This is a genomic window from Halopseudomonas sp., assembly GCF_036961105.1.
GTDB lineage: Bacteria > Pseudomonadota > Gammaproteobacteria > Pseudomonadales > Pseudomonadaceae > Halopseudomonas.
This window is the reverse complement of record NZ_JBALWW010000031.1, coordinates 1-20,825: the sequence shown is the minus strand read 5'-3', so window position 1 is coordinate 20,825 and position 20,825 is coordinate 1. Positions and strand designations below refer to the sequence as shown.

General features: G+C 62.7%; 20 protein-coding genes. 9 read left to right on the top strand and 11 right to left on the bottom strand.

Features of this window, described 5'->3' with window-relative positions; translation table 11 throughout:
• Positions 1–31 precede the first annotated feature (31 nt).
• The 6 genes from V7756_RS18230 to V7756_RS18205 all read left to right on the top strand — a co-directional run bounded on the left by V7756_RS18230 (position 32) and on the right by V7756_RS18205 (position 7,967).
• On the top strand, positions 32–1,027 hold the full coding sequence (locus V7756_RS18230; protein WP_335611627.1) for a ligase-associated DNA damage response exonuclease: 996 nt from the start codon (positions 32–34) through the stop codon (positions 1,025–1,027).
• Complete coding sequence (locus V7756_RS18225; RefSeq protein ID WP_335611626.1) at positions 1,027–2,622, top strand: ATP-dependent DNA ligase; 1,596 nt, start codon at positions 1,027–1,029, stop codon at positions 2,620–2,622. Before V7756_RS18230 ends, V7756_RS18225 begins: the two co-directional genes overlap by 1 nt.
• Complete coding sequence (locus tag V7756_RS18220) at positions 2,612–5,101, top strand: ligase-associated DNA damage response DEXH box helicase (RefSeq protein WP_335611625.1); 2,490 nt, start codon at positions 2,612–2,614, stop codon at positions 5,099–5,101. Before V7756_RS18225 ends, V7756_RS18220 begins: the two co-directional genes overlap by 11 nt.
• Positions 5,098–5,745 carry a ligase-associated DNA damage response endonuclease PdeM gene (gene pdeM / locus V7756_RS18215; protein ID WP_335611624.1) on the top strand — a complete coding sequence of 216 codons (648 nt, stop codon included), beginning with the start codon at positions 5,098–5,100 and terminating at the stop codon, positions 5,743–5,745. Before V7756_RS18220 ends, pdeM begins: the two co-directional genes overlap by 4 nt.
• Positions 5,746–5,879: 134 nt before the next feature.
• On the top strand, positions 5,880–7,094 hold the full coding sequence (locus V7756_RS18210) for a putative DNA modification/repair radical SAM protein (RefSeq protein WP_335611623.1): 1,215 nt from the start codon (positions 5,880–5,882) through the stop codon (positions 7,092–7,094).
• 33 nt (positions 7,095–7,127) lie between these two features.
• The gene (locus V7756_RS18205; protein ID WP_335611622.1) at positions 7,128–7,967 is read left to right on the top strand and encodes a TIGR03915 family putative DNA repair protein; all 840 of its coding nucleotides are present in this window, start codon (positions 7,128–7,130) and stop codon (positions 7,965–7,967) included.
• 83 nt (positions 7,968–8,050) lie between these two features.
• Here V7756_RS18205 and V7756_RS18200 read toward each other — a convergent pair whose 3' ends face one another.
• The 5 genes from V7756_RS18200 to V7756_RS18180 form a co-directional block, all read right to left on the bottom strand.
• Complete coding sequence (locus V7756_RS18200; protein ID WP_335611640.1) at positions 8,051–8,677, bottom strand: SCO family protein; 627 nt, start codon at positions 8,675–8,677, stop codon at positions 8,051–8,053.
• The gene (gene cyoE / locus V7756_RS18195) at positions 8,674–9,579 is read right to left on the bottom strand and encodes a heme o synthase (RefSeq protein ID WP_335611621.1); all 906 of its coding nucleotides are present in this window, start codon (positions 9,577–9,579) and stop codon (positions 8,674–8,676) included. The genes V7756_RS18200 and cyoE overlap by 4 nt, the downstream gene beginning before the upstream one ends.
• Before the next feature lie 62 nt (positions 9,580–9,641).
• Entirely contained in the window at positions 9,642–10,691 is a 1,050-nt protein-coding gene (locus V7756_RS18190) for a COX15/CtaA family protein (protein WP_335611620.1), read from the bottom strand.
• A 3-nt stretch (positions 10,692–10,694) separates the two neighbouring features.
• Positions 10,695–11,294, bottom strand: coding sequence for a hypothetical protein (locus V7756_RS18185; protein WP_335611619.1), 600 nt, complete (start codon positions 11,292–11,294; stop codon positions 10,695–10,697).
• Complete coding sequence (locus V7756_RS18180; RefSeq protein ID WP_335611639.1) at positions 11,275–12,036, bottom strand: SURF1 family protein; 762 nt, start codon at positions 12,034–12,036, stop codon at positions 11,275–11,277. Before V7756_RS18180 ends, V7756_RS18185 begins: the two co-directional genes overlap by 20 nt.
• A 61-nt stretch (positions 12,037–12,097) precedes the next feature.
• Between V7756_RS18180 and V7756_RS18175 the strand changes: the two genes are divergently transcribed.
• Positions 12,098–12,313, top strand: coding sequence for a twin transmembrane helix small protein (locus V7756_RS18175; protein ID WP_335611618.1), 216 nt, complete (start codon positions 12,098–12,100; stop codon positions 12,311–12,313).
• 31 nt (positions 12,314–12,344) lie between these two features.
• On the opposite strand, the gene V7756_RS18170 is transcribed toward V7756_RS18175, so the two are convergent.
• Genes V7756_RS18170 through coxB form a run of 4 tightly spaced genes read right to left on the bottom strand, consistent with a single transcriptional unit; the run spans position 12,345 to position 16,561 of the window.
• Positions 12,345–13,232, bottom strand: coding sequence for a cytochrome c oxidase subunit 3 (locus tag V7756_RS18170; protein ID WP_335611617.1), 888 nt, complete (start codon positions 13,230–13,232; stop codon positions 12,345–12,347).
• Between the two features lie 30 nt (positions 13,233–13,262).
• A complete protein-coding gene (locus V7756_RS18165) occupies positions 13,263–13,829 on the bottom strand; it encodes a cytochrome c oxidase assembly protein (protein ID WP_335611616.1) in 567 nt (188 codons plus the stop codon).
• Positions 13,830–13,842: 13 nt separating this feature from the next.
• Positions 13,843–15,426, bottom strand: a complete 1,584-nt coding sequence (gene ctaD / locus V7756_RS18160; RefSeq protein WP_335611615.1) for a cytochrome c oxidase subunit I — start codon at positions 15,424–15,426, stop codon at positions 13,843–13,845.
• A gap of 10 nt (positions 15,427–15,436) precedes the next feature.
• Complete coding sequence (gene coxB, locus V7756_RS18155) at positions 15,437–16,561, bottom strand: cytochrome c oxidase subunit II (RefSeq protein ID WP_442909026.1); 1,125 nt, start codon at positions 16,559–16,561, stop codon at positions 15,437–15,439.
• A gap of 457 nt (positions 16,562–17,018) precedes the next feature.
• Between coxB and V7756_RS18150 the strand changes: the two genes are divergently transcribed.
• Complete coding sequence (locus V7756_RS18150) at positions 17,019–17,660, top strand: hypothetical protein (protein ID WP_335611614.1); 642 nt, start codon at positions 17,019–17,021, stop codon at positions 17,658–17,660.
• A 15-nt stretch (positions 17,661–17,675) separates the two neighbouring features.
• On the opposite strand, the gene V7756_RS18145 is transcribed toward V7756_RS18150, so the two are convergent.
• Positions 17,676–17,939 carry a YheV family putative zinc ribbon protein gene (locus V7756_RS18145; protein WP_335611613.1) on the bottom strand — a complete coding sequence of 88 codons (264 nt, stop codon included), beginning with the start codon at positions 17,937–17,939 and terminating at the stop codon, positions 17,676–17,678.
• Positions 17,936–19,978 carry an oligopeptidase A gene (gene prlC / locus V7756_RS18140; protein ID WP_335611612.1) on the bottom strand — a complete coding sequence of 681 codons (2,043 nt, stop codon included), beginning with the start codon at positions 19,976–19,978 and terminating at the stop codon, positions 17,936–17,938. Before prlC ends, V7756_RS18145 begins: the two co-directional genes overlap by 4 nt.
• 181 nt (positions 19,979–20,159) lie before the next feature.
• On the opposite strand from prlC, the gene V7756_RS18135 reads away from it, so the two are divergent.
• Positions 20,160–20,717, top strand: a complete 558-nt coding sequence (locus V7756_RS18135) for a gamma carbonic anhydrase family protein (protein ID WP_335611611.1) — start codon at positions 20,160–20,162, stop codon at positions 20,715–20,717.
• Positions 20,718–20,825 lie beyond the last annotated feature (108 nt).

Below are 20,825 nucleotides of genomic sequence, written 5' to 3'. Positions count from 1 at the left end.
AAAGGACCCGGACCAATGAGTGCAGCGCTGCATGCTTGATCCCCTGATACTGCCCACCGATGACGGCCTGTATTGCCCGGCCGGCGACTTTCATATCGATCCCTGGCGCCCGGTGACCACCGCGGTGATCACCCACGCCCACGCCGATCACGCCCGGGCCGGCCATCAGCGCTATTACGCGCATCAGTTGAGCCTGCCCATTCTGCTGCACCGCCTGGGCGAGCATGAGTTCAACGGCCTGGATTATGGCGAGCAGCGCCGCTTTGGCGCGGTTACCCTGAGCCTGCACTCGGCCGGGCACGTGCTGGGTTCGGCGCAGGTGCGCGTGGCCCATGATGACGGCCGCGTATGGGTGGTCAGCGGTGATTACAAGCGCGAAGCCGACCCCACCTGCGCGCCCTTTGAAGTGGTGCCCTGCGATACCCTGATTACCGAAGCCACCTTCGCGCTGCCCTGCTATCGCTGGCCGCCGGTAGAGCAGGTGGGTCAGCAGATGTGGGACTGGTGGTCGGCCAACCCCGAGCGCCCCTGCATTCTCTTTACCTATGCGTTTGGCAAGGCGCAGCGGGTGCTGGCGGCGCTGGCCGAGCACACCGATCGCCCGGTTTATCTGCACGGCGCCATGGTGGCGCTGACCGAGCTCTACCGTGAAGCGGGCGTAAACATGCTGCCGACCCAGCCGGTCTCCGAGCTGCCGCGCGATGAAACCTTCAACGGTCAGCTAATACTGGCGCCGCCTTCTGCCGCCGGCTCGCCCTGGATGCGCCGCTTCAAGAACGCGACCACCGGCTTTGCCTCCGGCTGGATGCGCATTCGCGGCAACCGTCGGCGGCGGGGCTACGACCAGGGCTTTGAGCTCAGCGACCATGCCGACTGGCCGGCGTTACTGGCGACCATCCGCGACTGCGGCGCCAAAACGGTGCTCACCACGCACGGGCGCAGTGACGATCTGGTGCGCTACCTGCGCGAGCACGAAGGCATCGATGCCCGCGCCCTGACCACCCTCTACGGCGCCGAGGACGATTGATGCAGGCCTTTGCCGACTTGTATGCCGAGCTGGACGCCACCACTCGTACTCAGGTGAAACTGGATGCGTTGGTGGCCTACTTTCGCGCCGCGCCGCCCGCCGATGCCGCCTGGGCGGTGTACATACTCTCCGGCCGGCGCATGCGCCGGCTGATTGGTCCGCGCAAGCTGCGCGACTGGCTCTGTGAAGCCACCGGGCTGCCCGACTGGCTGGTGGAAGAAAGCTACCAGCACGTGGGCGACCTGGCCGAAACCATCAGCCTGTTGACCGAGGACGACAGCGAGCGCGTGGCGGTGGAAGGCTCACTGGTCGACTGGATCGAGCAGGGGGTGCTGGGCCTGCGCCAGCTCGACGAGCAGGAGCAGCGCGCCCATGTGCTGGCGCAATGGCGCAGCCTGCCGCGCCGGGCCTGTTTTCTATACAACAAGCTGCTGACCGGCAGCCTGCGGGTGGGTGTCTCGCGCGGGCTGGTGGAGCGTGCGCTGGCCACGCTGAGTGATCGTCCGCGAGCCTTGATCGCACGCCGGCTGATCGGTGAGTTTGCGCCTACCGCGGCCTTCTTTACCGGGCTCTTTGATGCCGAGCACCGCGAGGAGCGCGCCGGGCAGCCCTATCCGTTCTTTCTCGCTTCGCCGCTGGAAGCCGAACCCGAGAGCCTGGGTGATCTGCATGAGTGGCTGGCGGAGTGGAAATGGGACGGCATCCGCGCCCAGTTGATCGCGCGGCCGGAAGGCGTCTGGGTCTGGTCGCGCGGAGAAGAGCCGATGAACGGCCGCTTCCCGGAGGTAGAGGCCGCCGCAGCCGAGCTGCCGGAAGTTGTACTTGATGGCGAAATTCTCGCCTGGGATACCGCCGTACTGCCCTTCTCGCAGATGCAGCGGCGCATCCAGCGCAAGACCGTGGGCGCCAAGCTGCTGCGCGAAGTGCCGGTGATCTTCCTCGCTTACGATGTGCTGGAATACCAGCAGCAGGACTGGCGTGAACGCCCGCTGCGCGAGCGCCGCGCGCTGTTGGAGCGGTTGCTGGCCGAGCATACACAACAGGCGATACGGCTGAGCCCGGCGGTCAACGCGGCCGAGTGGACTGAGCTGGCGACGCACCGCGAGGGTAGTCGTGAACGCAGGGTCGAAGGGCTGATGCTCAAGCGGCTCGATAGACCCTATCGCAGCGGCCGGGTGCGTGGCGACTGGTGGAAGTGGAAGATCGAGCCGCTGAGTATCGATGCCGTGCTGCTTTACGCCCAGCCAGGGCATGGCCGCCGGGCGAACCTGTACACCGATTACACCCTGGCAGTGCGCGACGGCGACGCCTATGTGCCCATCGCCAAGGCCTATTCGGGGCTGACCGACAAGGAGATCCAGAAACTGGATCACTGGATACGCCGCAACACGGTGGAAAAGTTCGGCCCGGTACGCTCGCTCAAACCCGAGCAGGTGCTGGAAATCGCCTTTGAAGGCATTCAGCCTTCGCCCCGGCACAAGTCCGGCATTGCGCTGCGCTTCCCGCGCATTCTGCGCTGGCGACACGACAAACCGGTGGCCGAGGCCGACACCCTTGAACAGGTCAAAAACCTGCTGAACCTGTATGGCGGCTAAGCCGACACCCGCCGACGGGCTGGCTGCGGTGGAGCAATGGTTTGCCGCCCAGGGCTGGCAGCCAGCGCCCTTTCAGCGGCGTGCCTGGCAAGCATTTCGGGCCGGCCGATCGGGGCTGATTCACGCCTCCACGGGTTCAGGCAAAACCCTCGCCGCCTGGCTGGGCCCGGTCTCACGTGCGCTGGAGCAGTCGGCCGCAACCAGCGGCTTGCGCATTCTCTGGATCACCCCGCTACGCGCACTGGCGGCCGACACCGCGGGGCACTTGCAGGCTTCGGCCACCGCGCTGGGCCTGGACTGGAAAGTGGAAACCCGCACCGGCGATACCTCCGCCAGCGTGCGCGCCAGACAAAGGCGCAAGCTGCCCCAGGCGCTGGTGACCACGCCCGAGAGTCTTTCGGTGCTGTTGTCTTACCGCAACGCAGCGGACAGCTTTGCGCATCTGGATGCGGTAATCGTGGACGAGTGGCACGAGCTTCTGGGCAGCAAGCGCGGCGTGCAATTGCAGCTGTGCCTGGCCTGGCTGCGCGCACTCAAGCCTGAGCTGGTGGTCTGGGGGCTGTCTGCCACCCTGGGCAATCTGGACGAGGCCATGGCGGTGCTGCTGGGCGAAGCTGCTGAGCCCGGCGAGCGCATCAGCGCCAGAGCCGATGAAGCCGACGACAAGCCGTTGACCATTCGTGGCCTCTGCCCGGCGAATGTCGAGCGCTTCCCCTGGGCTGGGCATCTCGGGCTGGGGCAGCTGGATGGCGTGCTCGATTACCTGCAGCAGGGCCATACCTCGTTGCTGTTTACCAATACGCGCTCGCAGGCCGAGCTCTGGTTCGAGGCGATTCTGCGTGCACGGATCGATTGGCTGACCCAGCTCGGCCTGCACCACGGCTCCATTGACCGCGGCCTGCGCAAGCGCATCGAGGAGGGGCTGCGCCAGGGCGACTTTCGCTGCGTGGTCTGTACCTCCAGCCTGGATCTGGGCGTGGATTTCTCGCCAGTGGACCGCGTGGTACAGGTCGGCAGCCCCAAGGGGGTAGCGCGGCTGATGCAACGCGCCGGGCGCTCGGGCCATCAGCCGGGCGCGGCCAGCGAGATTCTCTGCGTACCCAGTCATGCCTTTGAGCTGGTCGAAATTGCCGCGGCCCGTCGAGCCTGGGCGGCCGGCCGAGTGGAAGCGCGTCGCCCGCCGCGCCTGAGCCTGGATGTGCTGGTGCAGCACCTGGTGACGCTGGCGGCGGGGCCGGGATTTACCGCCGATGAGGCCTACGCCCAGGCGCGCAGTACCCATGCCTTCGCCGGTCTGGAGCGGGCGCTGTTCGACTGGTGCCTGATGTTTATCACCCAGGGCGGGCCGGTGCTGGAGCACTACCCGCAGTTTCAGCGGGTAGTGGCGCAGGATGGACGTTTCAGCGTGGAGGACACCGGCATCGCGCGGCGCCATCGCCTGGCCATTGGCACCATCACCAGCGATGCGCAGATTCAGGTGCGCTTCATGAAGGGCGGCAGCCTGGGCAGTATCGAGGAAACTTTTATCGCGCGCCTGAAGCCGGGCGATGTGTTCCTGTTTACTGGCCGAGCGCTGGAGCTGGTCAAGGTGCGCGATCTGGTGGCCTATGTGCGGGTCGCCAAAACCCGGCGCCACAGCGTACCGCGCTGGTACGGCGGGCGCTTGCCGCTGTCGACCGAGCTGGCGGACAGCGTGCTGGAAATACTCGAAGAGGTGCAGGCGGGCGAGTACGCCGACCCCGAGGTGCAGGCCATAGCGCCGGTGCTGGAGCTGCAGAAGCGTCAGTCCGCCTTGCCGGGACGCCAGCAGTTATTGATTGAGCATTGTCGCTCGCGCGAGGGCGAGCATCTGTTTCTCTATCCCTTTGCCGGGCGGCTGGCGCACGAAGGTTTGGCCGCGCTGCTGGCCTGGCGCCTGGGGCAGCGATTGCCGGCGACCTTCTCGCTCTCGGTCAACGACTACGGCCTGGAGCTGCTGAGCACCGCGCGCCTGCCCGAGCTGACCGAGGCAGACTGGCGCGGGCTGCTGAACCCGCAGCAGTTGCTGGACGATCTGCTTGCTGCGCTCAACGCCAGTGAGCTGGCGCGCCGGCAGTTCCGCGATATTGCGCGCATCAGCGGTCTGGTATTTCAGGGCTACCCGGGGCGTGGCAAGACCGACCGCCAGCTGCAGGCGTCCAGCGGCCTTTTGTATGACACCCTGCAACGCCACGATCCCGAGCATCGCCTGCTGGCGCAGGCCAGCCGCGAGGTGCTCGAAGAGCAACTGGATATCCAGCGGTTGCGTGCGGTGCTGGAGCGCGCAGAGGGGCAGACGCTGAAGCTGATGGGGCTTGAGCGTTTCTCGCCACTGGCCTTCCCGCTGTGGGTGGAGCGCCAGCGCAACCGCATCAGCACCGAAGGCTGGCGCGAGCGAGTACAACGGATGATCGTCAGCCTGGAGCAGCATGCCGAACGCAAGGCGAGGAAGAAACGATGAGCCGCACGCTGGACTGGCAGCTGGCCGGGGCACAGGTGACGCTACACGGCGACAAGGCGCTGTACTATCCGGCCGAAGCCACGCTGCTGGTAGCCGACACGCACTTTGGCAAGGGCGCGCTCATGCGTCGGCGCGGCCTGGCGGTGCCCAGCGGCCAGAGCCGAGGTGATCTGCAGCGGCTGAGCCAGCTGATTGCCGACTTCACGCCCCAGCGGCTGATTATTCTCGGCGATGTACTGCACCATCGCCCTGCGCCAGGCGAGCCCTTTCTCGCGCAGTTTCCGCAATGGTTGCAGGCGCATGCCGGGGTGTCTGTCGAGGCGGTAGTGGGCAATCACGATCGCCACGCCGTCGGGCTGGATATTGGCGTGCAGTGGCACCGGGCGCTGGATCTGGGGCCGTTCCGCCTGTGCCATGAACCGGAGCCAGTGGCGGGCCGGCACGTGCTCGCCGGCCACCTGCACCCGGCACTGGTGTTGAACACCGGCGCCGACCGGCTACGCGCCCCGGTGTTCTGGCTGCGTGAAAACGTGACAATACTGCCCTCATTCGGCGCACTCACCGGCGGCTGGAATATCCAGCTGCAAGCCGACGAACGGGCAATAATGGTAGTTGAAAACGAACTCTTCCCCCTCCCACCCTGAGCTTCCAGCTTCCAGCTTCCAGCTTCCAGCTTAAAACCGCCGACCGTCGCCCCGCGGGTGATAGCGGCTGATGAGGCTTGAGAAGGCAGGGACTATTCTCTAAGCTGTATGTATATACAGTAAAAGGTGGTCCCATGGAGCTGATCGACAAACTCACCATTCTGGCGGACGCAGCAAAATACGATGCCTCCTGCGCCAGTAGTGGCGCGCCCAAACGCAGCTCCCGCGGCAAGGAAGGGATAGGGGCCACCAACGGCATGGGCATCTGCCACAGCTATACGCCTGATGGTCGCTGCGTCTCCCTGCTGAAGATTCTGCTGACCAATTTCTGCCTCTACGATTGCCAATACTGCGTGAATCGGCGCTCCAGTGACGTGCCGCGGGCGCGCTTCATGCCCGAGGAGGTGGTCAGGCTGACGCTGGACTTCTATCAGCGCAACTATGTCAGCGGCCTGTTTCTCAGCTCCGGCATCATCCAGTCGCCGGATTACACCATGGAGCAGCTGATCCGCGTGGCGCGGTTGTTGCGCGAGGAGCACCAGTTTCGCGGCTATATTCACCTCAAAACCATTCCCGAGGCCGACCCGGCGCTGATCGCGGAGGCAGGCCGCTATGCCGATCGCCTGAGCGTAAACATCGAACTGCCCGATGCCGACAGCCTGACCCGGCTGGCGCCGGAGAAAGAGGCCGGCAGCATCACCGGGGCCATGGCGACCATAGATTCCGCCGGCGCCGAGTCGCGGACCGACAAGCGCGCCCCCGCCTTTGCGCCGGGCGGCCAGAGCACGCAGATGATTGTGGGTGCCGATGCCAGCGACGACAGCCGCATCCTGCGAACGGCCGAAAGCCTCTATGGCCAGTACGGCTTGCGCCGGGTCTATTATTCCGCCTTCAGCCCCATTCCCAACAGCCCGGCCTCGGTGCCCTTCCAGGCGCCGCCGCTGCTGCGTGAGCATCGGTTGTATCAGGCCGATTTTCTGCTGCGCGGCTACGGCTTCAAGGCGGGCGAGCTGATCGGTATGCAGGGTAATCTGCCGCTCGATATCGACCCCAAGCTGGCCTGGGCCCTGGCCAATCGCAACCTGTTTCCGCTGGACCTGAATCTTGCCGAGCCGCATCTGATTGCCCGGGTGCCGGGCATCGGTGTGCGTTCTGCCGAGCGCATTGTCAGCCTGCGTCGGCTCAAGCGCATCCGCTTTGCCGATGTGGCGCGGCTGCGCTGCGTGATCGACAAGGCCAAGCCCTTTATCGTCACCGACGACTACCTGCCGCAGCAGGCAGAGGCCGAGTCTGCTCTGTTGCGTCGCCAACTCAGCGATCAGCCGGCGCAGATGGCGCTCTGGGGCTAAGCGCCCAGACCCCTTTCTTTCACAGGTAGGCTGATGCAAATACTCTGCTGCGACGACAACTTTGAAGACTGGCGCCAGCAGGCGCGGCAGCTGCTGAGCCAGGGCGTGCCGCCGCACGAGGTGGTCTGGGAAGATGCTGCGCATCGTCAGCTGCTCGCAGCCGAGCCTGTCTCGGCCGGCGATACAAGTGCGCTCGCTGCGCCCACGCGGATCCCCGCGCAGCTGCTGGAAGAGCTCAAGGTTGCTGCGCGCTATCGCATGGCCGGGCGCTGGAATCTGCTGTACCGGATTCTCTGGCGGGTGGCGCGCGGCGAACGACAGGCGATGCTGGCCGGCGATGTGGACGGCAGTGAACTGCAGCGGCGCATCAAGGCCGTCAGCCGCGAGGCGCATCACCTGCACGCCTTTGTGCGCTTTCATCCATTGCCAAGCCACGCCGAGCTGGATTACGTGGCATGGCACGAGCCGGCGCACGACATCCTCGCCAGTGCCAGCCTGCATTTTGCCGAGCGCCTGGGGCGTCAGCGTTGGCTGATCGCCTCGTCCCGTGATGCGGTCTGGTATGACGGGCAGCGGCTGGAGTATCGCGCAAGCTGTCCGGCAGACTGGGCGACGCTGGCGCAAGCCGGGCGTGAGCAGCACGACCCGCTGTGGCAGAGCTATTACAGCAGCATTTTCAATCCGGCGCGGCTCAACCCCAAGGTCATGCAGGGGCATATGCCGCTGCGTTTCTGGGCCGGCTTGCCGGAAGGGCCGTTGATCCCTTTGCTGCTGAGCAAGGCGCGGGCGGGCGCCCAGCGTAATGGTCAGGCGCAGGCGGTAGCGGAGCGAGCGGGTAAGGTCATCCGCTGGGAGAAGAGTCGCACTGAATAGGCAGTGGTCTGGCGGCATGCTGGAGCGCCACGGATTCGGACGCCCTGCCGGCGCGGATCGCGCATCCGGCAGAGCAGAGAAGATCAGGGCTGCATGATGCGCGGTAGCCAGACGGCCAATTGCTGCTGGTTCAGCGGTGGGCGAATGAAGCCCACATATTCGCCCTGCGGGTTGACCAGCACGACCTGGCCGCTGTGATCGACCAGATAATTCTCGTTGCTGGTGTCGGGTTCTATGTAGGCAATCGATAGCGCCTTGGCCAGCTGCGCCAACTCTGGCGATGGCCCGGTGGCACCGGCAAAGTCGGCACTGAAGTAATCCAGATAGGAGGCCAGCCGTTCTGGCGTATCGCGGTTGGGGTCCACGCTCACCAGGGTGACCTGCAATTGTTCGCGGATTTCCGGGGGGAGCTGCTCGCTCAACTGGCGCAGCTCGGCCAGGGTGGTGGGGCAGATATCCGGGCAGAAGGTGTAGCCGAAAAACAGCAGATCCCATTGGCCCTGCAGGTCGGCGCTGGTCCAGGGCTGGCCAGAGGCGGCCTGCAGTGTTACCTCGGGCACCGGGCGCGGGGCATCAAACAGGAATACGCCGGCGCCCTGCAAGGCATTGCGATCCAGCGGCACCGGGCGGGTCACCTTGTGGATGATCGCACCCATGACCAGCGCTACGCTCGCCGCGCAGATGATCACTGTTTTCTGTACACCGCTCAGAGCCATCCGGCTACTCCTGCGTAATGGTCCACCAGCAGGGCAACAAACAGCCACAACAGGTACCAAAGGGAAAATTTGAAGGTCTTGATGGCGGCGTGCGGGCGGCTGTCGCGCCATAGTGCCCAGGCCCAGTCGATAAAGCGCAGGCCCAGCGCCAGGGCCACCACCAGATAGAGCACGCCACTCATGTGAATCACGAAGGGCAGCATGCTGACCGCCAGCAGGATAAAGGTATACAGCAGAATGTGTAGCTTGGTATAGCGCTCGCCGTGGGTGACCGGCAGCATGGGAATATCCACCTTGGCATACTCGGCCTTGCGGTGGATCGCCAGGGCCCAGAAATGCGGTGGCGTCCAGGCAAAGATGATGAGCACCAGCAGCAGACCCTCGGCCTCGATCTGACCGGTCACGGCGGTCCAGCCCAACAGCGGTGGTGCTGCGCCTGCCAAGCCACCAATCACGATGTTCTGCGGCGTGGCGCGCTTGAGAAAGGAGGTATAGATCACGGCGTAGCCGAGTAGCGAGCCGAGTGTCAACCAGGCGGTGGTGGTGTTGATCCACTGCAGCAGAATGCCCATGCCGATGACGCCCAACGCCAAGGCAAAGAGCAGCGCGTTCAGCGGGTTGACTCGGCCCTGGGCCAGTGGCCGGCGCTGCGTGCGCGCCATGTGCAGGTCGATGCGGCGGTCTACCACGTGGTTTACCGCAGCGGCAGAGCCGGCACACAGAGCGATGCCGAGGTTGCCCAGCAACAGCGTTTGCCAGGGTACGGCACTGTCGCTGGCGAGCAGCATGCCGATAGCCGAGGTGATGATCATCAAGGCGACGACCTTGGGCTTGGTCAGTTCCAGGTAGTCGCGCCAGCCGGCGCGGGCCGTTAGCGTACGGGTCACGGTTGCCATGATCTAATCCCCCTGCGACGGGTTTGCCCCGCCGTTATCGTTATGTCTGGAGTATGGGCCAGTCAGAGCGAGCCCGCCAGCGTTCGCCGCCGCCTGCTGGTCTGCATGTGCAGGCGCGCCCGTGCAGGGGCGCGCAACCGGTAATTGATACCTACCACGCTGAGCAGCAACAACGCGGCTACGCCGTTATGCGCTACCGCTACCGCCAGTGGCAGGTGCAGCAGTACATTGGTGGCGCCAAGGGTCACCTGCAGTGCGAGCATCAGCATCACCAGTCCCGCCAATAGGACATGCCGAGCGCGCCATAGTTGCCAGGCCAGTAGCAGCACCATCAAGGTGGTAACCAGCGCGCCCAGGCGATGGGTAAAGTGGATTGCCGTGCGGCCGGGGCCTTCGAGCATGCCGCCCAGGTAGTTGGGGCCCACCGGCTGGTGCAGCAGATTGAAGCCGGTAGCAAAGTCCATTTCCGGCCACCATTCACCGTGGCAGGTTGGCAGATCGATGCAGGCCACGGCGGCGTAGTTGGTGCTGGTCCAGCCGCCGAGCATGATCTGCACTATCACCACGAGCAGAGTAATGCGTGCCAGATTGCGCAGCCGGGCCGTGCGTGGGCTGGCCGGTAAGGCCGGCAGCCGGCCGGATAGCCGCAGGCTCAGCAGCAGTAACAGAGCGAGGGTTGTGAAGCCGCCCAGCAGATGCGCGGTGACCACCTGCGGCCAGAGTTTCAGGGTGACAGTCCACATGCCGAACAGCGCCTGGCAGATTACCAACCCCAGCAGGCCCAGGCTCAAGGCCACCGGATAACCCGGCTGGCGCCGTTGGCGCAGACTGAACAGGGCCAGGCCAAGGATCACCAGGCCCAACAGGCCGGCGGCATAGCGGTGAATCATCTCGGCCCAGGCCTTGAACGCTTCCACCGGGTCATCCGGAAAGCGCATTTGCGCCGTCTGCAGTGCACTGTCGCTTTGCGGCACGCTGAGAAAACCATAGCAGCCGGGCCAGTCGGGGCAGCCAAGACCGGCATGCACCAGGCGCGTATAGGCGCCGAGAATCACCACGACAAAACACAGCAGCAGGCCGAACAAGGTCCATTGGTATGCGCGTTTGTGCATGGCTTAACCTACCTTCGACAGCTTCAGTAGACGCTTGAGATCATCCAGCAGATGTTTGCCGGGATCGCCAGCGCGCTGGTGCAGCACCACACGGCCCAAGGGGTCCACCAGCCAGAGCTGTGGTCCCTGCTGCCAGGGGGTGGGCAGTTGCTGCAGGCTGCGGCTGTAGGCTGCCGAAGATAGCTCGACCTGTTGCAACCGCGGAAAGCGCTTCTCCAGCTGTTGCTGCTGAGGGGCGGAGAGCGCTGTGCCGGCAGCCAGCAGATGCTGCACACGGTCGGCTTCGCGGCCGACCGCGACGTTGATCTGGCGCGCTTCGTGTACCAGCTGCAGGCAGGCGTCATCGCAGGCCCGGGTGCTGGTGACCAGTAGCCGCCAGGGTGCGCCATAGCCCACCGGCTCGATCGGGATCTGCCAGTCGCTGAGCTGAATCTGTGGCTCTACCAGTGCCGATTTGTTCGAGTGGCTTTGCGGAATGCCGATCTGGAAATGCGCCATTATCGCAGCCAGCGCAATGGGTCCAAAGACCACCGCGCCAATCGCCAGCAGTTTGAGTTGCCCACGTGGGCGCGGCTTGCTCGGGTTATCTGTCATGCTCATCATTATTATTATTTCCCCCGGGTTCTGGCCGTAAACCGGCCCATACAAACAGAATAAACAATGCACCCGCCAGGCAGAACCACTGCACTGCGTAACCTGTGTGACGGCTGGAACGCATCGGCAGTTCCGGCCAATCGAGTCGTAGCGCCGCCGCAGATTGCGCGTCGGTCAGGCGTGCGCGCCAGTCGGCCAGCGGCAGGCCGGCCTGCTGACGCAATTCGGCGAGGTTGATCTGGGTAATCAGGCGCGGCCAGCCGGACGAACTCGCGCTGGCATTGCCCAGGCGAAACCCCGCGCCTGGATCCGGCAGCGCTTCGGCCAGCAGCCGCTGGCTGCCCTTGGGTGTGCTGATGTGTATCTTGGCGCGACGATCAGGCCAGGGTACCCAGCCGCGATTGATCAGTAGCCACTCGCCGTTGTCGTCGCGAAAGGCCTGCAGCACTTCAACACCTACGGCGCCTTCCCGGGTGCGGTTGTCGAGCAGCCAGATGCGCTGTGGATCGAAGTGTCCTTGCAGCTGCAGAACCTGCCAGTTGGCCGGGCGCGCATGGTCCAGCCGGTTCAGGCTGAGCGCCGGTGCCTGCCGTCGCTCCAGCATTTGTTGCTCCAACTGCTGTTTTTGCTCAGCGCGCTCCAACTGCCACCAGCCAAGGCCGAGCAGAATCGGCATGAAACCCAGGGTAAATAGCCATAGCCCCAGACCGGGCGCGAAGCGCCGTGGCTCCGACTTGACCTCAGACATCATCACGGTCGGCGCCCCGCGCGGCTATACTGGCGCGCATAACAACAAAAGAGGGGAGCTGGTCATGTGGCTGAAAGTGGCGATAGTGGTGCTCTTGGCTGCGGTGATTTGCAGTCTGTTCAGTGGCCTGTTTTTTCTGATGAAGGACAACGACAACCGCAAGGGCCGAGTGGTCAAGGCGCTGACCCTGCGCATCACTCTGACCGTCATGCTGATGGCTCTGGTGGGTTACGGCTTCTGGTCGGGTGAGCTGAACTGGTCGGCGCCCTGGTTGCATTGAACCAGAGCGCGCCGCAGGTGCGCGGCTGACCTCAGAGTATGTAGACAAAGACAAACAATCCTACCCAGACCACATCAACAAAGTGCCAGTACCAGATGGCTGCCTCGAAGCCGAAGTGCTTCTCGGGGCTGAAATGCCCGCGTACCAGGCGTATCAGTATGATCGCCAGAATCAGCGTGCCCATGGTGACGTGGGCGCCGTGAAAGCCGGTGAGCATGAAGAAGGTCGAGCCGTAGATGCCCGAGTTCAGCGTGAGCCCCAGCTCGTGATAGGCATGGTGGTATTCCCACGCCTGCATCACCAGGAAGATGGTACCCAGCAGCACGGTCAGACCCAGCCAGCCGTTGGTCAGGCCGCGCTTGCCGGCACGCAGGGCGTGGTGGGCGAAAGTCACGGTTACGCTGGAGGAAATCAGGATGATGGTGTTGACCAGCGGCAGTTGCCAGGGGCTGATGATTTCATTGGGGCCGGGAAAGCTTTTGGTATCCGGGTTGACCATCAGCGGCCAGGCAAACTGGAATTCCGGCCAGAGCAGATTGGTGACGCCCTTGTCGCCTTCGCCACCCAACCAGGGACCGGCGAATACCCGCGCATAGAAGAGCGCGCCAAAGAACGCCGAGAAGAACATCACCTCGGAAAAGATGAACCAGCCCATGCCCATGCGGAAGGAGCGGTCCATCTGGGCGCTGTAGAGTCCCTGATCGCTCTCCTTGGCGACGTTGCTGAACCAGCCGAACATCATGTAGGCGATGGTCAATGCGCCGGCAAAGAAGATCCATTTGCCGAACCCGCTGCCTTCGCCGCTGCTCATGCCGTTGATGATATTGCCGCCACCGTAGACCGTCAGCAGCAGGCCGATGGAAGCAATGATCGGCCATTTGCTCTGGGCCGGCACATAATAGGTTTCATGACTTGCCATCTGTTGTTCTCCTTATCCGGCAGTCTGTACTCAATTGGCCTGTGGCGCTGAGCCCGCCAGCTTTTCAGGCATCCGATCAGTTACGTCAAACAGGGTGTAGGCCAGCGTCAGGTGCTTTACGTCCGCCGGCAACGCCGGGTCGACGATAAAGCGCACCGGCATCTCTACGCTTTCGCCGGGTTGCAGCACCTGCTGGGTAAAACAGAAGCACTCGGTCTTGTGAAAATAGGCGGCTGCCTTGGAGGGCGCCACGCTGGGAATGGCCTGCGCCACCATGGCGTGGTCGGTCGGATTGCGCGCATGAAACAGCATCTCGCGTGTTTCTCCGGGGTGCAGCGTCAGCTCATCGGCGTCCGGCCCGAACGACCAGGTCATGCCATCGGCGTTGGTCGACAGAAACTGCACCCGCAGCGTGCGGCTTTCGTCGATCTGCTCCACGCTTGGCTGGTAGGCACTGGTGTTGGTCTTGCCGTTGATGCCCAGGACGTCGCACAGCACATCGTACAGGGGCACCAGAGCGAAGCCGAAGGCGAACATCGCTGCCACCGTAAACAACAGGCGCTTGACCAGTCTTGCGTTCGACAACTGCTCGCTCATTGCGGCCTCCCGGCTACTTCACCTCGGGTGGAGTGGTAAAGGTGTGATAGGGCGCAGGTGAAGGTACTGTCCACTCCAGCCCTTCGGCACCTTCCCAGGGGTTGGCCGCTGCCTTGCGTCCGCCCTTGATGCACTTGATCACGATAAACAGGAACAGGAACTGAGTGGCGCCGAACATGAAGGCACCCACCGACGACACCATGTTGAAGTTGGCGAACATCATGTTGTAGTCGGGAATGCGCCGCGGCATGCCGGCCAGCCCCACAAAGTGCATGGGGAAGAACGCCAGGTTCATGCCGATGAAACTCATCCAGAAATGCGTCTTGGCCATGACTTCGTCATACATGTGGCCGGTCCACTTCGGCAGCCAGTAATAGGCGGAGGCGAAGATGCCGAAAATCGCGCCCGGTACCAGCACGTAGTGGAAATGCGCCACTACGAAGTAGGTATCGTGATACTGGAAGTCCGCCGGCGCGATGGCCAGCATCAGGCCGGAGAAGCCGCCGATGGTGAACAGGATGACAAAGGCCACCGCGAACAGCATGGGCGCCTCGAAGGTCAGCGAGCCGCGGAACATGGTGCTCACCCAGTTGAACACCTTCACCCCGGTAGGCACGGCAATCAGCATGGTGGCGTACATCACGAACAGTTCGCCGGTGAGCGGAATGCCCACGGTGAACATGTGGTGCGCCCAGACGATGAACGACAGAAAGGCGATCGCCGCGGTGGCATACACCATGGAGGTATAGCCGAACAGCGGCTTGCGGCTGAAGGTGGGGATGATCTGGCTGACGGCGCCAAAGGCGGGCAGGATCATGATGTACACCTCGGGGTGACCGAAGAACCAGAAGATGTGCTGGAACATCACCGGGTCACCACCGCCGGCGGCGTTGAAGAAGCTGGTGCCGAAGTGGATGTCCATCAACATCATGGTCACCACACCAGCCAGTACCGGCATCACCGCAATCAGCAGGAAGGCGGTGATCAGCCAGGTCCAGACAAACAGCGGCATCTTCATCAGCGTCATGCCCGGTGCGCGCAGGTTGAGAATGGTGGCAATGATGTTAATTGCCCCCATGATCGAACTGATGCCCGCCAGGTGAATGGCAAAGATGAAGAAGGTGACACTGGGCGGTGCATAGGTGGTGGACAGCGGCGCGTAGAAGGTCCAGCCGAAGTTGGGCCCACCGCCTTCCATGAACGGTGTCGAGAGCAACAATCCGAATGCCATCGGCAGCAGCCAGAAGCTGAAGTTGTTCATCCGCGGTAGCGCCATATCCGGCGCGCCTACCATCAGCGGGATCATCCAGTTGGCCAGGCCGACAAACGCCGGCATCACCGCGCCGAAGACCATGATCAGGCCGTGGGTGGTGGTCATCTGGTTGAAGAACTCGGGCTGCACCAGCTGCAGACCCGGCTGGAACAGCTCGGCCCGAATGACCATGGCCATACTGCCGCCGGCCAGAAACATGATGAAGCTGAACCACAGGTACATGGTGCCGATGTCTTTGTGGTTGGTGGTCAGTACCCACCGCATCAGCCCCTTGGCCGGACCATGGGCATGGTCGGCGTGATGGTGATCGATCACTGCGCTCATGACAGGTCTCCTATTGGCCGTCTTTGAAGTTGAGGACATCCAGCGGGCTTACCATTTCGCCGGTCGCATTGCCCCAGGCGTTGCGTTCGTAGGTAATGACCGCAGCCGTATCCACTTCAGAGAGTTGCTTGCCGAAGGCCGCCATGGCAGTGCCGGGTCGGCCATTCACGACGGTGTTGATGTGTTCCTGTATATCGTTGAGTACCACATCGCTGCCCTTGAGCGCCGGGAACATCGGCGGTATGCCTTCGCCGTTGGCCTGGTGACAGGACGCACAGGCCGACGCGTAGACCTTCTCGCCACGGGTAACCAGTTCGTCCAGGGTCCATTCCTTCTCGCGCAATTCGGCTTCCTTGGCGGCGGCTTCCTTGCGTTCGGCCAACCAGGCGGCGTAATCCTCCTGACTGCGCACATCGACCACGATGGGCATGAAGCCGTGGTCCTTGCCGCACAATTCGGTGCACTGGCCGCGATAGATACCGGGTTGATCCACGCGGGTCCAGGCATCGTTGATGAAACCGGGGATGGCGTCCTTCTTGACCGCAAAGGCCGGAACCCACCAGGAATGGATTACGTCGGCAGAGGTAATCAGAAAGCGGATTTTCTTGCCGACCGGCAGTACCAGGGGTTCGTCCACCTCGAGCAGGTAGTCGGGATTCTTCTCGGAGACATTGGTGATCTGGTCGCGCGGGGTGGCCAGCGAGCTGAAGTAGCTGATGCCTTCATCCATGTACTTGTACTGCCAGCGCCACTGGTAGCCGGTAATCAGGATGTCGACTTCCGATTCCTCGGTGTCGTAGATATCGATCAAGGTCTTGGTGGCGGGCACCGCCATGACAATAAGGATGACCAGGGGGATGACTGTCCAGAGCACCTCGACGGTAAGGTTTTCGTGGAAAGTGGCGGGCTTCCTGTCGTCGGACTTGCGATGCATGAGCATCGACCAGAACATGACGCCGAACACGATGACGCCGATCACCACACAGATCCAGAATATGGTCATGTGCAGGTCGAACACGGACTGACTCACTTCGGTGACGCCCGGCCGCATGTTGACACCCCACTCGGCGTTGGCAGTCATGCCAACAACAGATGCGGACAGGCCAACCAGCCAGGTGATTGCTAATCGCAACATTCCCGGTTCCCCTTTATTGTTTTTATCACTCCAGGCGCACGGGGATGGCTCTGCAGTGCCCTTTGGCAAAAGCAGACGCAATGGACCAGAGTCAGAACGCGGCCGAAAAAGCCGTGGTGATTCCCCCGGTCGGTATCCCCCATAGGCTACCGGACAATTTCGAGTATAGACCGGGCTTGCAGCTTGGCAATGTTGTCCGAGGTTATTTTTTAACCTGTATGGGGGCTGGCGAAGATAGCAGAAGGCCGCTATAAAACGTTTCATAGGGTGAGGGGTGTGGCAAAGCTGATTTTTATTATCTGGTTATTACAAAAAGGTCTAATGCCTCAACCTGAGTCACTTTGACGGAGCTATTAGCCTCTGCTAGGTTGATCCCACCCCGCCAAGCCTCATGCGCCCCACCCCGCTAATGAATGTTGAGGGTGCTGCCGGTGGTCGTAGTCTAGGAGAGAAACGCATGAATACGCGCGCTTTGAAACGTCAGGTCGAATTGGCCATCAATCAGGAAGCCGAGCAGCAAGGGTTGCGTGCCTGGCTGACCGAACGCCTGCCAGACCTGCATCCGGCGATTCGCCTGGAAGACGATGGCATCGATACATTGTTTGCTTTTGTACGCGCCTACGTTGAGCAGGTGCCTGAGGTATTGCATGCCGCCGCCGAGGTGGCTGCGGCGGCGCGCATGCGTGAGCGGCTGTTGCCGGTACTCAAGGTGGCCGAAGCCTTTTTCCTGCAGCCGCGCGACTTGCCAGCGGAACACCAGGGCCTGCTGGCGCTGCTGGACGAAGCCTACCTGGCGCATCGGCTGGTGGAAGAAGTGAATGACTGTTATCTGGCCCATGGCGGCGAGGCACTGATTCCCATGGACACCACGCGGGCCAATCTCATCGTGCACCAATTGCTGGGGGATGATTTTGCCAACCAGTTGGACGCCGCCGTCGAGACGGCCGTAGGGGGGCTGCTGCCGCAGGAGGCATTCAGCTCCGACAACTTTCAGGCCTATCTGGCGCAGCAGCGCGAAGTGGGTCGAGAGCTGTGGCAGCAATGGCCGTGCATGAGTGAAGAGCTGGGCATCGACATTGCCTGGCGCGGCGCGGCCTGAGCCGCGCCGGCGGCTTCAATCCTTTTTCTTCAATCGGGGATTGGGGAAAAACTGTACCGTTTGCGAGCTTGGCTTGGCCACCTTGGGTTTGGGCGCATTGACCCGGGTGCTGAGTTCGCTGGGCACGGAGTTACCGCGCTCATCCAAGGTATCGGCGTAGCCGCACTCCACGCACTCGCGGTGCGGCACGCCCTCCACTTCAAACATGCGAATGGTGTCCATCTTGCTGCATGCCGGGCACACCGCACCGGCGATGAAGCGTTTTACCGGACCGTTCACGCTGCCTCTCCGGACAGCCCCAGATGCCGTAGCAGCGGGTCAATCGAGGGCTCGCGGCCACGGAAGGCAACAAAGAGCGCCATGGGGTCTTCGCTGCCCCCGCGGGCAAGAATATTGTCGCGGAAGGCGCGCCCGGTGGCCTCGTTGAGCACACCTTCTTCCTCGAAGCGCGAGAAGGCATCCGAAGACAGCACCTCCGCCCACTTGTAGCTGTAATAGCCTGCCGCGTAGCCGCCGGCGAAGATATGGCTGAAACCGTTCTGAAAGCGGTTGAACGCCGGTGGGCGCATTACCGCTACTTCATCACGCACCTGATCCAGCACCTGCTGCACGCTCAGTTCGGGTTGCTTGCGGGTGTGCAGCTCGAAGTCGAACAGGGAGAACTCGATCTGGCGCAACATGCCCATGCCGGACTGGAAGTTCTTGGCGGCCAGCATCTTGTCGAGCAGCTCCTGCGGCAATGGCTCGCCGGTCTGGAAGTGTCCGGAGATCAGCGCCAGGCCTTCGGGTTCCCAGCACCAGTTTTCCATGAACTGGCTGGGTAGCTCGACGGCATCCCAGGCCACACCGTTGATACCGCTGGCGGAGGCATAGTCGACCCGCGTCAGCAGGTGATGCAGCCCGTGGCCGAACTCGTGGAACAGGGTGGTCACCTCATCGTGCGTCAGCAATGCCGGCTTGCCGCCCACCGGCGGCGTAAAGTTGCATACCAGATAGGCGATGGGGCGCTGCAGTTCGCCGCCCGGCAGCAGCCGACGGTCGCGGCAACCATCCATCCAGGCGCCGCCGCGCTTGTGTGAGCGGGCGTAGAGGTCGAGGAAAAAGCGGCCAATCACCTCACCGTTCTCCAGCACCTCGAACAGACGCGCATCGGCATGCCAGCGTTCAAAATCATCCACTTCACGCAGCTCGATGCCATACAGCTTCTGCACTACGGCGAACATACCCTTGATTACGGTATTGACCGGAAAGTAGGGGCGCAGTACCTCCTGGGAGATAGCGTAGCGATGCTGCCGCAGTTTCTCGCTGTAGTAACCCACATCCCAGGGCTTCAGTTCGGCACAACCCTGTTCGGCGGCGAAGGCCCGCAAAGCGGCCAGATCCTCTTCAGCGTAGCTTTTGCTGCGCTGACCCAGATCGCGCAGAAAGCCCAGCACCTGATCAGTGCTTTCGGCCATCTTGGTGGCCAGTGACAGTTCGGCGTAGTTGGCAAAGCCCAGCAACTCGGCCAGCTCCTGGCGCAAGGCCAAAATCTCGTCAATGATGGGGCCGTTGTCCAGCTTGCCGGCATGCGGGCCCTGATCCGAGGCGCGGGTGCTGAAGGCGGTATAGACCTCTTCACGCAGCGCGCGGTCGGTAGCGTAGGTCATCACCGCATAGTAGCTGGGGAATTCCAGGGTAATCAGCCAGCCCTCCAGTTCCCGTGCTTCGGCAGCCTGTTTGGCCTGTTCCAGCGCGGATTCGGGCAGACCGTCCAGTTGGGCGGCATCGGTGATTTGTTTGGTCCAGGCCTGGGTGGCGTCCAGTACCTGGTTGGAAAAGGTGCTCTGCAGTTCAGACAGGCGCATCTGCAGCTCGCCGTAGCGCTTCTGCTGCTCGGGTGGCAAGGCGATGCCAGACAGGCGGAAGTCGCGCAGCGCGTGCTCGATGATGGTTTGCTGAGCCTGATCCAACTGACGGAATTCGTTGCTGTTGGCCAACTGCTGATAGGCTTCAAACAGCGCCTGGTTCTGCCCCAGCTCGGTAAAGTACTGGCTCAGCAGCGGCAGGCAGCTCTCGTAGGCTTCGCGCAGTTCCGGGCTGTTCATCACGGCGTTCAGATGGCTGACCGGAGACCAGGCGCGCGACAGCTTTTCGCCCATGTCGTCCAGGGGTTCGATCAGGTTTGACCAGCTCCACTGCGCCGGCGGATTTGCCAGCAGGGCCTGCACTTGCGTGCGGCTATCGGCCAGGATCTGCTCGACGGCGGGCTTGACGTGCTCGGCGCGAATGGCGCGGAACGGCGGCAGGTCATAGGGTTGCAGCAGCGGATTGGACATGGGATAGCTTCCTGATTGGACAGTGACGATGTTCGACCGCCATCATATTGAATCGGTTCGGGGCATGGCGAGTGGTTTGCTTCATGCCCCTGTTCTCTTTTATTTATAGGCAGCGCCCTGGCATTTCAAGGCGAGCGGCAGCATTCAACCAGGCAAACTCTCAGGCAAGCGAGGTAGCGGCATGAATATCAGACCCTTCGGCGACAAGACTCCGCAGCTCGGCGAGGCGGTATTCATCGATCCCTCGGCCGTGGTACTGGGGGATGTGGTGCTGGGCGCCGACTGCTCGGTGTGGCCGGCGACGGTGATTCGGGGTGACATGCACCGTATCCGCATTGGCGCGCGCACCAGTATTCAGGACGGCAGCGTGCTGCATATCACCCACGCCGGCCCCTTCAACCCGGACGGCTATCCGCTGATCATTGGTGACGAAGTGACTGTGGGTCACAAGGTGCTATTGCACGGCTGCAGCATAGGCAACCGGGTATTGATCGGCATGGGCAGCATCGTCATGGATGGCGCTGTGGTTGAAGATGAAGTGATTGTGGGTGCCGGATCATTGGTGCCGGCCAACCGCACCCTGGAAAGCGGCTTTCTGTATATGGGCAGCCCGGCACGCCAGGTGCGCGCGCTGAGCGACAAGGAAAAGGCCTTTTTCAGCTACTCGGCGGATAACTACGTGCGGCTAAAAAATCAGCATCTGGCTGAAAAATGCTCCGCTCAGGTCGTCGCCGATTAGCTGTCAGCGGGCTTCAGCCGGTTAGCTGCCTGTTGAGGCTGTAGAAAAACTCCATATTTGCTAGGATTTGGGCAGACCAACAAGGAGTGTTGCATGCCACGCTTCAAG